10 protein-coding genes and 1 tRNA gene are annotated in these 13,705 nt (G+C 50.1%); 5 read left to right on the forward strand and 6 right to left on the reverse strand.

Translation table 11 applies throughout. The annotated features are described in order from the left end of the window. Positions 1-2: 2 nt before the first annotated feature. Together NT073_RS01580 and NT073_RS01585 are read left to right on the forward strand one after the other, a co-directional pair. Positions 3-833, forward strand: a complete 831-nt coding sequence (locus NT073_RS01580; RefSeq protein ID WP_297367758.1) for a sulfotransferase — start codon at positions 3-5, stop codon at positions 831-833. Beyond that, positions 830-1,741 (forward strand): glycosyltransferase, encoded by a 912-nt coding sequence (locus NT073_RS01585; protein ID WP_297367761.1) that lies wholly within the window; start codon positions 830-832, stop codon positions 1,739-1,741. Before NT073_RS01580 ends, NT073_RS01585 begins: the two co-directional genes overlap by 4 nt. A 72-nt stretch (positions 1,742-1,813) precedes the next feature. Here the strand turns inward: NT073_RS01585 and NT073_RS01590 are convergent, their stop codons facing one another. The 6 genes from NT073_RS01590 to NT073_RS01615 all read right to left on the reverse strand — a co-directional run bounded on the left by NT073_RS01590 (position 1,814) and on the right by NT073_RS01615 (position 8,680). Continuing rightward, entirely contained in the window at positions 1,814-2,641 is an 828-nt protein-coding gene (locus NT073_RS01590) for an FkbM family methyltransferase (protein WP_297367765.1), read from the reverse strand. Positions 2,642-2,878: 237 nt separating this feature from the next. Continuing rightward, positions 2,879-2,962, reverse strand: a tRNA-Leu gene (locus NT073_RS01595). An 83-nt stretch (positions 2,963-3,045) separates the two neighbouring features. Beyond that, entirely contained in the window at positions 3,046-4,383 is a 1,338-nt protein-coding gene (locus tag NT073_RS01600; RefSeq protein WP_297367769.1) for a dihydroorotase, read from the reverse strand. Positions 4,384-4,954: 571 nt separating this feature from the next. Beyond that, positions 4,955-5,938 (reverse strand): porphobilinogen synthase, encoded by a 984-nt coding sequence (hemB, locus tag NT073_RS01605; RefSeq protein WP_297367772.1) that lies wholly within the window; start codon positions 5,936-5,938, stop codon positions 4,955-4,957. Position 5,939: 1 nt separating this feature from the next. Further along, a complete protein-coding gene (locus tag NT073_RS01610) occupies positions 5,940-6,650 on the reverse strand; it encodes a response regulator transcription factor (protein WP_297367778.1) in 711 nt (236 codons plus the stop codon). A gap of 77 nt (positions 6,651-6,727) precedes the next feature. Then, positions 6,728-8,680: a HAMP domain-containing sensor histidine kinase gene (locus NT073_RS01615; RefSeq protein WP_297367781.1), complete on the reverse strand. Its 1,953-nt coding sequence runs from the start codon at positions 8,678-8,680 to the stop codon at positions 6,728-6,730. 167 nt (positions 8,681-8,847) lie between these two features. On the opposite strand from NT073_RS01615, the gene NT073_RS01620 reads away from it, so the two are divergent. The 3 genes from NT073_RS01620 to NT073_RS01630 all read left to right on the forward strand — a co-directional run bounded on the left by NT073_RS01620 (position 8,848) and on the right by NT073_RS01630 (position 13,705). After that, complete coding sequence (locus NT073_RS01620) at positions 8,848-9,672, forward strand: T9SS type A sorting domain-containing protein (RefSeq protein ID WP_297367784.1); 825 nt, start codon at positions 8,848-8,850, stop codon at positions 9,670-9,672. Positions 9,673-9,849: 177 nt separating this feature from the next. After that, entirely contained in the window at positions 9,850-10,095 is a 246-nt protein-coding gene (locus tag NT073_RS01625) for a hypothetical protein (RefSeq protein WP_297367787.1), read from the forward strand. Between the two features lie 526 nt (positions 10,096-10,621). Further along, a complete protein-coding gene (locus tag NT073_RS01630) occupies positions 10,622-13,705 on the forward strand; it encodes a glycoside hydrolase family 3 N-terminal domain-containing protein (protein ID WP_297367790.1) in 3,084 nt (1,027 codons plus the stop codon).

Raw genomic sequence — 13,705 nt, forward strand, 5'->3', positions numbered from 1 at the left:
CGATGCAGCCAAAACGTGTTTTATTTATTTTAGGAATGCACCGTTCGGGCACTTCGCTGTTAGCCAGCTGGCTACAGGAATGTGGCTTATTTATCGGGGAAAATCTGCTTCCGGCCGCCATTGGCAACAAGAAAGGCCATTTTGAAGATGTTCGGTTTCTTAACCTCCACCAGCGTGTACTCGGAGAACTTCGTTCTATCAGACGCTGGTACCAGCCAACTGTTGATTTTACTCAGGTTGCCCGCCAGCTCATTCAGGATAACAACCGTCGGCATAACCAATGGTCCTGGAAAGACCCCCGTACCTGCCTTCTGCTGCCGGCATGGGAATCCTTGTTACCCGACGCCAAAGCGATCATTATATTTCGGCATTATGCTCAGGTAACCGATTCATTAATTCGTCGACTACAGGAGATCAACCGGACCCGTAAAAACAAGATTATTGCAGCCTGGAACCGGTGGACCCGGCGGTATGAAAGTGCGGCCTTCGCCGATGAATGCCTGTTGCACTGGATCACTTACAATGAACATATCCTTGACTACGTAGCGGGGAAGGCCACTGGCGACTATGTGGTGGTGGAGGTATCCTCCCTTATCCGGCATGATCGGCCCATTTATCAGCGATTAGTTGCGGACATGGGGTTTGCGTTGACATTCAGGCCGCTCAACGGCATCTTTGATGGCCAGATGATCCGAACGGATGTGGAGAATAAACTACCCTGTTCGCCCCACCTGCTCCGTAAAGCCGACGCTATCTACCAGCAACTTCAGGCTCTGGAACTGGCGACGTTAACTGGCGGAGCCAATTCACGGCTAAGGACATTAGATGTATGAATCGGTTGAATTCTGTCAACCCTCGGCCACTGGTGTCCATTATGATGCCGGTCCGCAACATGGGTGGTAGCATCGATCGGGCCATCGCTTCGATTTTGTTGCAGACATACCCCCAGTGGGAGCTTCTTATTATTGACGATGGCTCGACCGACCATACCCAGACCGTAGTCAGCAGCTTTACAGACGACCGAATTCGCTGGGTATCGGATACTCAGCACCTGGGCATTGCGAACCGACTCAATCAGGCGATTGCACTGAGTCGTGGAACTTATCTGGCTCGTATGGATGCGGATGATGTAGCCTACCCAGAGCGGATCGAAAAACAGGTTAAGTTTTTACTCAGAAATCCCACTATTGACCTGTTAGGAACATCCTTTTTGCGGGTTAATGCCCAAGGCGAAGTAAAAAATGAAGCACTATGTCCCCGCGATCACGCTCAGATCTGCCAGAACCTATGGATGGGGTTTCCTCTATCCCATCCCACCTGGATGGCTCGGGCGAACTGGTTTCGGGAGTGGGGCTATCGAAAGCGGTTCTTCAATTATGGCGGAGAAGATATCGATTTACTCTTTAGAAGTTACCGAAGCAGCCGGTTTGCCTGTTTGCCGGAGATACTGTTGGCGTATCACCATGCCATTACCTTGCGCAAGTCGTCTATCTCCTTTCTACTGCTGTTCAGTACGCTCTGCCGTCATCGGCTTTGGTATGAAGCGTTACTTTGTGCCCTTGTTGTTCCGTGCCGAACGGTAACTGTGGTGCTGGTTCGTAGCATAAGTCCAACACTGTACAGCTACATTGCCGGTCGGGGTAAAAAAGCGTCGGTAGCCACCAACGAACGCTGGCAGCAGTTACAGTCGGCGCTGTCGGCCTGGTTGTTCAAAAAGCCAGTGGAGTCAGTTAACCGGTAGCACATGACCGCTTACGGACTCATGGCTATTCAGCCATAATTGGGGTTCAAAGCCGTTAGAGCGTGTTTTCAGTTAGAAGGTAGCATGCCAGTCACACCAGAACCCGTAGTTAAGTGCCTGGGGCAGAGAAAAGTAGTCGTGCCGATGCATGTGCAGCATCTTTTTTGCTGTCTTGTAATCACTCCATGTACCCGCCAGCCATTCCCCAAAAGGTCCTGACGACCCGGGGGTAAAGCCATAGCCAACGGTCTTATACAGTTGCTGTTTCCGCCGTACGCTTTGTAGTTTCCGGACAACCTTTTGTAGCAGTTGCGTTGAGTCTTTATAGAATTTATTGCTGTTAGTTAACACAGCTAACGAAGCCTGATCCACCAATTTAAAGCGCTGATACCCCAGACGATGCAGGGTGTCTAACGTGCGCTGAGCATCCTGATCACTAATTGACTCAGCTTCCCCGATACACTCCGATTCTACGGAAATATAGGTAGGTAGCTCATGCAAAGGCACTAGAGTCTGTAAACAGCGGTCATCGTAGCCTTCAATATCGATCTTGCAGTAATGAGGTACGCCATACTCCTCAAAAATGGAGGCCAGTGTTCTGGACTGGACCGATACAGTGTCTTTTAAACTGGCATGCCGGTTGGCGATATCAACGTTCAGCGAGTTCCAGATTGACTCCTGGCTTAGGTTAAAAAGAACCGTTTCGTGATCTACATCCGAAATGGCGCAGTGCAGGGGAATAAACTGGTTTGTGTCGATATACGTTTTAAAGCGTTCTTTAGCTGAGTCGATGGAATGGATATCGGCATCAATACCAATGACCCGAAACCCTTTAGTCAGGTAAAAATCAGTGTCCTGCCCCTGATGCATACCCACATCAATAATCAAATCCGGAACCATAAGGCTTTGTGTATTAAACATTACGCAATTATATCAGCATTACGTTGCCCGCAAACCTATATACACCAGATTTAATTCGGAAGCAGGGCATCGATTACCACCATGCATCATCGATTATTAACATAGCTGCCTAAAACTCGCCTTTGGGTTTTGGCCCGTAGCTGCCGAGCCTACCTTTCGCATTTGGCAAGTGCTATAAAACAAAAAACCGCAATCTGTCGATTGCGGTTTTTTAAGTGCCGAAGGCGAGACTCGAACTCGCATGTCCGTAAAGACACACGCCCCTGAAACGTGCGTGTCTACCAATTTCACCACTTCGGCAGGTACGCTTCCCCGTGTTGGGAGTGCAAAGATAAGACGCGAAAACCCGATTGCACAAGGTTTTTTGTTAAAATTTTTCTGCCTTATCGCGTAAACATCATTCGCTCACCCGGCTGGTCGGTCACGAAACGGCCATTTTCATACACGAGCCTGCCCGAAACAATCGTATGCGTTACACTCGCACTGAATGTGTGCCCTTCCAACGGCGACCATCCGCACTGATAAAGAATATTCTCCTTTGCTACTGTCATCGGTCGGGCCGGGTCAACCAAAACAAGATCGGCCCAGTACCCCTCACGGACATACCCGCGCCGGTCGATCTGAAAACAGTCGGCGGGGGCGTGACTCATTTTACGAACAAGGGTTTCGATCGAGAGTTTGCCCTGCTTCACGAAATCAAGCATGAGCAGTAATGGATGCTGTGCTAGCGGTAAACCGGCTGGTGCCTGCCAGTAATGCTGCTGCTTTTCGGCCCAGGTGTGGGGCGCATGATCGGTTGCGATAATGTCGAGTCGGTCGTCCAGGAGCCCGGCCAGTAATGCCTCTTTGTGATACGGAGCTTTGATGGCCGGATTGCATTTGATTAGGTTACCCAGGGTAGCATAGTCTTCGCTGTCGAACCAGAGGTGATGCACACATACTTCGGCCGTTATACGCTTTTCGGTCAGCGGGATGTCGTTTCTGAACAAAGCCAGTTCGTCGGCGGTGGAGATGTGCAGAATATGCAGGCGGGTATTGTGCCGTTTGGCCAGTTCTACAGCCAGGGAAGACGACCGCAGGCAGGCTTCTTCATTCCGAATCAGCGGATGAAGGCCAGCCGTTGCGTGCTCCCCGTATTCGGCCTTGTAGTGTTCCATATTGGCCCGAACTGTAGCTTCGTCCTCACAGTGAGTAGCAATGAGCATCGGACTTTCCTTAAACAGGCGATCCAGTACCTGCTCGTTATCGACCAGCATATTTCCCGTCGATGAGCCCATGAATACCTTGATACCACACACATCGGCGGTGTTGGTTCGCAGCACTTCATCGAGGTTATCATTGGAGGCACCCATGAAAAAAGAGTAGTTGGCCAGCGATGCTCTGGCCGCAATAGCGTATTTATCAGCCAATAATTCCTGAGTCAGCGCATTAGGTACGGTATTGGGCATTTCCATAAAACTGGTAACGCCCCCAGCTACAGCCGCCCGTGCTTCCGACCCAATCGTGGCTTTGTGTGTCAGACCAGGCTCCCGGAAATGTACCTGATCATCAATAACCCCCGGCAGAAGGTAATTGCCGCCAGCATCAATGATTTTATCAGAATGAGCATCCGACAGGCCTGAACCCAGTTTGGCGATAAATCCATCCTCAATTAAAACGTCGGTTTCAATAATGCGACCCTCGTTTACTAATCTGGCATTTCGTATTAATAATTGACTCATATCCGAGAACTCTGTTCAATGGTAAAATTTACTTTACCTATAAAACTAGCTATAACCTTCTTTGTACTTTGCCGCACTGGGCTGATATTTCCGTTGTAAACTTAACAACAAAGTAAGTTCATTTTAGCGTTGGCAGGCTAAATCTTGAGAATGCATAATGGTATACCTGAGTCATCCCAAACTTTAGTGATTCAACTAAAAGGCGCTGCCCAATACACCTGGTTGGTGCACCGAGCAGCGCCTTTTAGCACAAAGCCGGTTTTTTGTTGGGGTATCGGTTTCTACCCTTCGTTCTGTGTCGTGTTCTCAAACCCGACATCTGGTAGGTTCACCCGCGTTGGGTTCTGTAACTGTGTTCTAGTATTCCAGTCTGTGATCGGTGATTGAGGTTAGACTATTCCGTAAACTCCGGTCGGAGACCGGGCAACGCCACGACATAGTCACAAACTATACCGATCAGCTCTTCAGATAGGTTAGAGCTCCAATAGCAGAACAGACTACACTTATTATTCTCCCTTACTCAGAAAAGAGAACAGGCTCACAATCGCTTAGATGAATTTCTCTCTAGCGTTTAATTATTTTTCAACAAATAACGGGCTGCTTCCTTGGCAAAGTAAGTCAGAATAACGTTTGCTCCGGCTCGTTTGATTGCCATGAGTGACTCCATCATAGCACGTTCGCCATCGAGCCAGCCATTCTGCGCTGCCGCTTTGATCATAGCGTACTCGCCACTCACGTTATAGGCTGCAATGGGGAGATGAAAATTATCGTTCAGCAGTTTAATAATGTCCAGATAGGCTAAAGCAGGTTTTACCATCAGGAAATCGGCTCCCTCTTCGAAGTCAAGCTGGGCTTCAATGAGAGCCTCCCGACTATTGGCGGGGTTCATCTGATACGTTTTTTTATCACCAAATTTCGGAGCCGAGTCCAGGGCGTCGCGAAAAGGTCCGTAAAAGGCACTGGCATATTTGGCGGCATACGACATAATCGCAACATCATGGAACCCCCCTTCATCAAGCACCTGACGCAAATAACCCACGCGACCATCCATCATATCCGACGGACCAATGATATTAGCACCTGCCTGCGCCTGAGCCAGGGCCATTTTACCCAATACCTCAAGTGTTGGGTCGTTCAGGATTTTCCCGTTCTCCACAATGCCATCGTGCCCGTCGGAGCTATAGGGGTCCATAGCCACGTCGGTCATGATAACCACGTCGGGAAAGCGTTCTTTAATGGCCCGGATGGCGGTCGGATATAGCCCGTCGGGGTTATAGCTTTCGGTGGCGTACTTATCCTTTCTGGATTCGGGAAGATTTGGGAAGAGGTCGAACGTTTTGACCCCAAGATCTACACACTCCTGAATTTCGTTAAATAGCAGATCCAGCGAGTACCGGTAGATACCCGGCATGGACGATACCTCCGAACGAAGGTTCTGACCTTCCATAATGAAGACCGGCAAGATAAAATCAGTGACCGACAGGCGGGTTTCCTGCACCATGTCGCGGATAACGGCCGATTGGCGGTTCCGACGCGGACGGCGTATTAGGTTCATGTTACACAATTAATTTAAATCCTTCGCCGTGCACATTTACAAGCTGAACTGCGGGATCCTCCCGGAGGTACTTGCGTAGTTTTGTCACATACACATCCATGCTTCGGGCGTTGAAATAGGAATCGTCTCCCCAAACCATTTTCAGGGCAAAACTACGACTGACCGGTTGGTTCAGGTTTTGTGCCAGCAGTTTTAATAACTCCGATTCCTTACTGGTTAGTTTCTGCGGAGCCAATTCCTGGGTATTAAGTGAGGAATCGTCCATAATTCGAGAGAGCAGCTGATGCGGATAATCGAAGGAAAATGAGCCAATCCGGTAGGTAGTGGGTTCGGCCGATTCGGTGGAGCGCTGGTACCGGCGAAGAATTGCCTGAATCCTGAGCAGCAGTTCTTCCATGCTGAACGGCTTCGTCATATAATCGTCGGCCCCGGCCTTAAATCCCTGAATGGTATCCTCCTGCATGGATTTGGCCGTCAGGAAAATGATGGGTACATCGCGGTGGTCCATCCGCACCTCCTTAGCCAGCGTGAATCCATCTTTCTTGGGCATCATCACATCGAAAATACAGAGGTCGTACTTACCCGCCATGAATAATTGCAGTCCCTGGTTACCGTCGATAGCCCGATCGGTTGGGTAGCCTTTCATGATCAGGTACTCCTGTACTAACTGACCCAGGTTTGGGTCGTCTTCAACAAGCAGAATGGTTGGCATAATTTCAGTAATTAGTGAAGTAGGCGAAATGAGTGAAGCAGGTCCGTGAATTTGTTTTACTACACTACTTAGTTTCCTTACTTCACTACTAAATCTTGTGTATACGGAATAATGACCTCGAATGTGCTGCCTTTTCCGGGCTGGCTGTCAACCATGATCTGTCCGTGGTGCTCATCAACCATCTTCTTCACATAGCTGAGTCCCAGACCAAACCCTTTTACATCATGTCGGTTGCCGGTGGGTACCCGGTAAAATTTCTCAAAAATTCGGTTGGTCTGCTCTTTTGTCATGCCCACCCCCTGATCAGACACCGTAATACTTACCCCCTGAATCGTTTTGGCAGCGCCCGGCACCGCCGATGCATCGGAAAGGCTTCGGGTGCTGATCGTAATGTGCGGACTTTCGGGCGAGTACTTCAGGGCATTGTCAAGCAGGTTATAAACAATGTTGGTCAGGTGCAGTTCATCCGCTTCTACCACTTCGCGGTCGGCATCGAAGTGCAGGTCGACTTCGCCCCCCCGCTGCTCGATTTGAAGCCCCAGGTTATTGAGCACTTTTTCGATAACGTCATGTACGTTTACGGGTGACAAATTGAGCTTGATTTCTCCCCGATCCAGCAGCGCCATTTGCAGCACTTTTTCGACGTGCGAACCCAGCCGCCGGGTTTCGTCCCGGATGATGCCCATGTACCTCGACAGGCGACCGGCCAGTTCATCGCCCGAAGAACCGGAGACTGGCTCTTTGTTCCAGGCTCCCCGGCTTGTACTCATCTGTTCCTGGGCCATTTCAACGGCCAGTGAAATCGTTGAAATAGGCGTTTTGAACTCGTGAGTCATATTGTTGATAAAATCATTCTTGATATCGGCCAGCTTTTTTTGCTGAACAATGGTGCTGATGGCAATGTAAAAACACGCCAGGATAACCAGAATCAGTACAACGGAGGCCCCGAACGTAAATCCCAACCGACTCAGGATAAACTGCTGCTGGGTCGGAAAATAAACATACACGTAATTTCCCCTTTCCATCAAGTTATTCGGGAAAAGAGCCGCTTTATAGCCACTGTTATCAAACTGCTGCGCTTCGATTCCCAGCGAGGTGAACAGAAACCGGGGGTGCTGGCGAGTCCGGACCGCGTAGGCAAACGGAATATCAATACCCCGCTCGGATAGCGACTGCCGAAGCAGTGTATCAAGTGCCAACCGGTTGACGCGATCTTCAATCGGGCGATCGGACATCAGCAACCCTTTCAGCACGTCCTTAATCATGTGCGACTGCTGCTCGGCCCGGTTTTGGCTTACACTGGCTGGGCGGGTGGGCAAACCGGGTTTCAAGGCAGCCACCTTATCGTCCGGTTGTGTTTTTCGCTGTTGTGCAGCCCGGTGAAGCCGGTTTTTAGCCGCCCGAACCGATGAGTCCTGCCTTGCCTGATGCCCCACCTGATTGTTGATACGGGTTAATTCACTCGTCAGTACATTCTCGACCCATCGGTCAAACTGTTGCTGCTGAACTAACTGCGCCTGCCAGTCGCCTACAGCCATCAGTTCATCCTGCTGCCGAAAAAACTCTTCAACAACGGCCATCTGTTCGGCCGAGAGCGGACGAACGATCGGGTGCAACACATCCGACTGAACAACCATCGTTCCGGCGGCCGTCATACCCGCTGGCAAACCATACCGAGCTGCCAACTGGTCTGTCGATGACGGCAGGGGGTGTTTAGCTTTAGTAAGCGGTTTTGTTTCGGAATGGGCGGGCTCCCCCGACGCTTTCGGTACCGTCCGCCCTTCTTTTTTGGCGATGGCCATCAGGCGGTCCTGCTGTTCGCGGGCCTGAACGCGCTGATTAGTCTGGTAATAAATCTCCTGCCGCTCCAGCGCCCGAACCACCTCCTGCAGGGCATCCGTCACTTTATAGGCGAATTGTTCTTTCTGTAACTGTAAGGCGCTGTTGATCCAGTACAACTGCAACCCTACCAGTCCCAAAAGACCGATAGCCATCAGCGCGACAATCCAGCGTATGCGTTGTTTCGACATTTTTTTACTCGCTCATGCAACCTTCAGCCAACTTTGTCATCTATAGAAACGTAACCTGAAGGGTTAGTAAAAGTACGAACCGACCCGGCTATACATTGGCTCGTTAACAAACTTTAACAAGCCCTATATCAATCCGTTTGGCAACTTATCGTTCACTCGTTTCTACTATGAAAAAAACAGTTTTTGCCGGATACCAGTTCGCATCGACCCTGTTGCTGGCCGTTGCGTTGAGCAGTGCTGCCTTTGCTCAGAAGCCGGACAGCCCCGCCAAAAAATCAGATAAAGGCGAAGTAAACATCCGAATTATTGAACGCAACGGTGGTGAAGTTCGGGAAATTGAACGCACCTACCGGATGGATGGTATGAACGACCCCGACCGGGATAAGCTGGTGATGAAACTGGTCGATTCCCTGAAAGCGACCCGTAAAGACGGCGGTAAACACCAGATGACCATTATCATCGAAGATGGTACCGGCGATCGTGTGGTGACGCGGGAGCGTGTCACACCCAACAAACGGCGTGCACCGGCCGATGCCTACGCCCAGCGAAACAAACAGCCCCGAAACGATCAGGATTTCTGGAACAACCAGACCTGGCGGTATGAATTCCGGCGCGGAACGGATTCACTTGCCGATCAGCTTAACCGGCTAAAATTAACGATTCCCCGTGATTTCGACCGGCAGTTGGTTCGCCCGTTTGAAGACTGGGCCCGGAATGTTGGTGGCAAGCCATCCACCATCCGCGGATTGGATGCGTTTCCGAACAACCCGGATCATGACCAGTTGAACGTTCGGTTTACGGCACCAGCCAAAGGCGATGTTACCATTTTTGTGACAAACCCTAAAGGTAAAGAGGTGGCCCGCCGGGATATAAAAGACTTCTCGGGCGAATTTGTTGGGCAGATCGACCTGGGCAAAAAGCCGCAGGGCGTCTATTTTATTACCGTCACCCAGAATGAAGACGGTGCTGTGAAGCGGATTATTGTAGAGTAGTGGAGTGGGTGAAGTGAGTAAGCAGTTGGCGCCTGTGTTAATCAGCCCCCCTTTACTCACTACACCCACTCCACTTACTTCCCCAAATCAAAAAATATTTTAAAAAATATAGTACTATGTATTGCAAGATACCAAATTAAACCCATAACTTTGTATTGTTATTTAGAAGCAAAGGTCATGAAAACTCTCTTCGTCATCGGCATTTTATTTGTAGGCATCAGCGGACAGGCGTTCAGCATGGGGCATCCACACAACATGTTTGCGGCCCGGAAGCAGATGCGGGCGAAATCGTCGGCATCGGTAGCAAAAAACAAAACGACGGTTTCAGCTTGCTGGCAACAAACAGTTCAAACAACAAAAGTAGCCATCAGCGAGCGTCTGATAGCCGCGCTGACCAATGTGCGACCAGCGCGGCCCTATTGAGTCAACATCCGTATTGAGAAGCCTGTCACGCGTTACTCGTTTTATAGAGTAAGCCGTAATCAGGTCTGATTTGCTGTGCTTGCAACTCTTCCCGGTTCAACTAGTTGTCAGAAAATAACTTACTGGTTTTTGCATTGCCCATCGATGGGCTTTTTTTATTTTGTTGCTGTCAGTTTCTCTTCCTTCTCGCCCCAAAGACAGCGCTTGTCTACCCGGGGCCAACTCTCCGAAAAATAAATTAACCGAATTACTTACCGACAAGTACCCGGTTAAAAGGGTTATTTACTTGCCACTATTTTTTGCTGTCAGGTATATTTAATGCACTGATTTACTGGACTAAATATAATCCTGCTTATACATTTAATATTGTATTAATCGAGCACAGTAAACTATTTGGCAATACTATTTCGTTAAAAAATTAGACAATTCAACGATTTTCTATGGTTTACGATGGTCATTGGCTATTTTTATGGTTTGGCCTGTGACTGCCGCCAGATGATCGTTACTTTTTACTTACTGAGTGCCCATGCGGAACATTGTTTTAAGACCAATTTTACTCGTCGGCCTCCTGCTCGTCAGTTTGCTAACTGCTCTTGGCTTCACTAAGCCGGGTCGTAACATCTGGACGAGAATTGCCTCAAAAGCGACGCATCGAGCAATAGCCAGGCGGCCTGTAGCCGTTGCGCCCAAGGCGGTTATCTCCGCTTATAAATTCGGGCTCGCAGCCAAGCCGGTTGAGGTGTTTGCTATGTCTGATAGTGGCCAGCAGTGGGTAGACAGCGTCTTCCATACGCTTACCCCCGAGCAGAAAATTGGTCAGTTCTTCATGGTGGCAACTTTCTCCAATCGTCACGACAATCATTATCAATACATTGAACACCTCATTCAGACAAATCACATTGGTGGTCTGATCTTCTTCCAGGGTGGTCCCTACCGGCAGGCTATTCTGACAAACCGCTACCAGGCAGCATCTAAGGTTCCCTTACTCATCGGCATTGATGGCGAATGGGGGTTAGGTATGCGGCTGGACAGTACCATGAATTTCCCCAAGCAAATGTCGCTGGGAGCTATCCGTAATAATGAGCTGATCTACCGTATGGGCGCCGAAATTGGGCGGCAGTGCCAGCGGCTGGGTATTCATATCAATTTTGCCCCTGTATCCGACATTAACAGCAATCCGGCAAATCCGGTTATTGGTGTTCGCTCTTTTGGGGAGTCTAAAGAAAATGTTGCCCTGAAAGCATCGGCCTACATGCGGGGATTGCAGCAGACCCGCGTCATTGCCACCGCCAAGCATTTTCCGGGCCACGGCGATACCAACGCTGATTCGCACCACACGCTGCCCACCGTTAGCCGGTCGTCGGAGCAGATGCGCGATATTGACCTATATCCTTTCCGTAAACTTATTGCCGACAGTTTGATGGGCGTTGTTACCGGTCACCTGCACGTACCGGTGATGGACAATACCCCCGCACTAGCCGCTACGCTGTCGGAAAAGATTGTTACTGAACTGCTTAAGAAAGAGCTGGGTTTCCGGGGGCTGGTCTTTACTGATGCCATGAATATGGGCGGTATTAGTCGGTCGCCCAAGGCAATAGACGTTAATCTCCGCGCTCTGATTGCCGGTAATGATATTTTGCTTTACCCGGAAAACGTTCGGGAGGCAACTCTAAACATTCTGAATGCCGTTCAGCAGGGAGTCATCACTCAGGAATTTATCGACGAAAAAGTCAAGAAAATCCTTCGCGCTAAATACTGGGTTGGTCTACATCACTATAAACCCATTAATCTGGCGGGCCTGTCAGCGGAACTTAACTCACCGGAAGCGCAGCTGTTGAAGCAGGAACTCTGCGAACAGTCGGTAACCGTTATCGACAACAAGAGAGATATTCTGCCGCTAAAGCAACTGGATACCCTCAAACTGGCTTCTGTGGCCATTGGGGCCGAACCGGGGAACGTCTTTCAGAAAACCTTGACTCAATACGCTCCGTTCCAGACACTGGCCTATCCGGAAAAGCCCGTTTCAGAAGCTGACCTTTCCCATATCGTGGCGCAACTCACCGAAGCCAACACGGTTGTGGTGAGCTTTCACCGAATGAGTGAGTCGGGTCTTCGGAAATACGGCATTACGAAACCCTCCCTCGACTTAATTACCAAGCTGAAGCAGCAAGGGAAAAAAGTTATTGTAACGGCCTTTGGCTCGCCTTATAGCCTGCCTCAGTTCTCTGCAGCCGACGCCCTGATTTGCGCTTATCAGGAGCTCGACGATATGCAGCGGGTTGTTCCCCAGGTTTTGTTTGGCGGACTGGGAGCAAAAGGTATGCTGCCCATCTCGACGGGTGATCTGAAAGTTGGTCTTGGGCATACGCTCAACCCGGAGGGGCGGTTATCGACAGGCTCGCCGGAGAGCGTTGGCATGAAAACGACAGTGCTGAATCAGATCGACGCCATTGCGCAGGGAGCAGTTAAAAACCATGTGGTACCCGGTTGTGAGATTCTGGTTGCCCGAAAAGGCAAAATCGTTTACAGCAAAAACTTTGGTGCGTTAACCTACGCAGCCGGTGCCGAAAAAGTAACCGACGAAACTTTGTATGACCTGGCGTCGCTGACAAAAGTGCTGGCTACGCTACAGTCGGTCATGATTTTGTATGACCGCAAACAGATCGATCTGACCCAGAAAGCATCGCTGTATCTGCCGGAACTGCGCAATACGAACAAACAGAATATCACCCTTCAGGACCTGCTCTGGCACCAGTCGGGCATGGTTTCTTTTTACCCGACTACCTGGGATCGTACCCGCTTACCGGGTGGGGGGCTGAAAGCCGAGTACTACGGAGCCGTTCGGGATAGTCTGCACACGCTTCAGATTGCGCCAACCCTCTGGGGCGTTCCGGCGCTGAAAGATTCTGTCTGGAAGTGGGTCGTTCAATCGCCCATGTCGCGCAAGACGGACGAATCGGGAAAACCAGCGTTCGTTTACAGTGACCTCAATTTCCTGACACTACAGAAGATTGTTGAGCGCGTTAGTAAACAGCCTCTGGATAAGTTCGTTACCGAAAATGTATATAAGCCGTTAGGGCTTCACCAGCTTGGGTTTACGCCCCTGCAACGGTTGCCAAACCCGCAATGCGCCCCCACCGAACAGGATACGTATTACAGAAACCAGCTTCTGGTAGGTACGGTGCACGATCAGATGGCCGCCGTGCAGGGCGGGATTTCCGGCCATGCCGGGCTGTTTGGCAATGCCCGTGACATTGCCACGCTACTACAGATGAATTTACAGAAAGGCGTGTATGGCGACGAGCGGATTTTCCAGCCGATGACGGTGCCTTATTTTACCCAAACCCTAAGCCATCGTAGCCATCGCGCTCTGGGCTGGGATAAGCCCAACCCTGAAAGTGCCAGCAGCGTGTACATGGCTCAGCAGGCTTCGGCCCGTTCATTCGGACACACGGGTTTTACCGGCAATGTGGTTTGGGTCGATCCTGATCAGGACTTGATATTTGTTTTTCTTTCGAATCGTATCTACCCAACTGCCGGAAACAATTCAATCAACACAACAAAACTCCGTCGACGCATTCACGAAGTTATTTATAGTGCTATTCAGTAA

The organism is Spirosoma sp. (assembly GCF_026391055.1).
Lineage (GTDB): Bacteria > Bacteroidota > Bacteroidia > Cytophagales > Spirosomataceae > Spirosoma.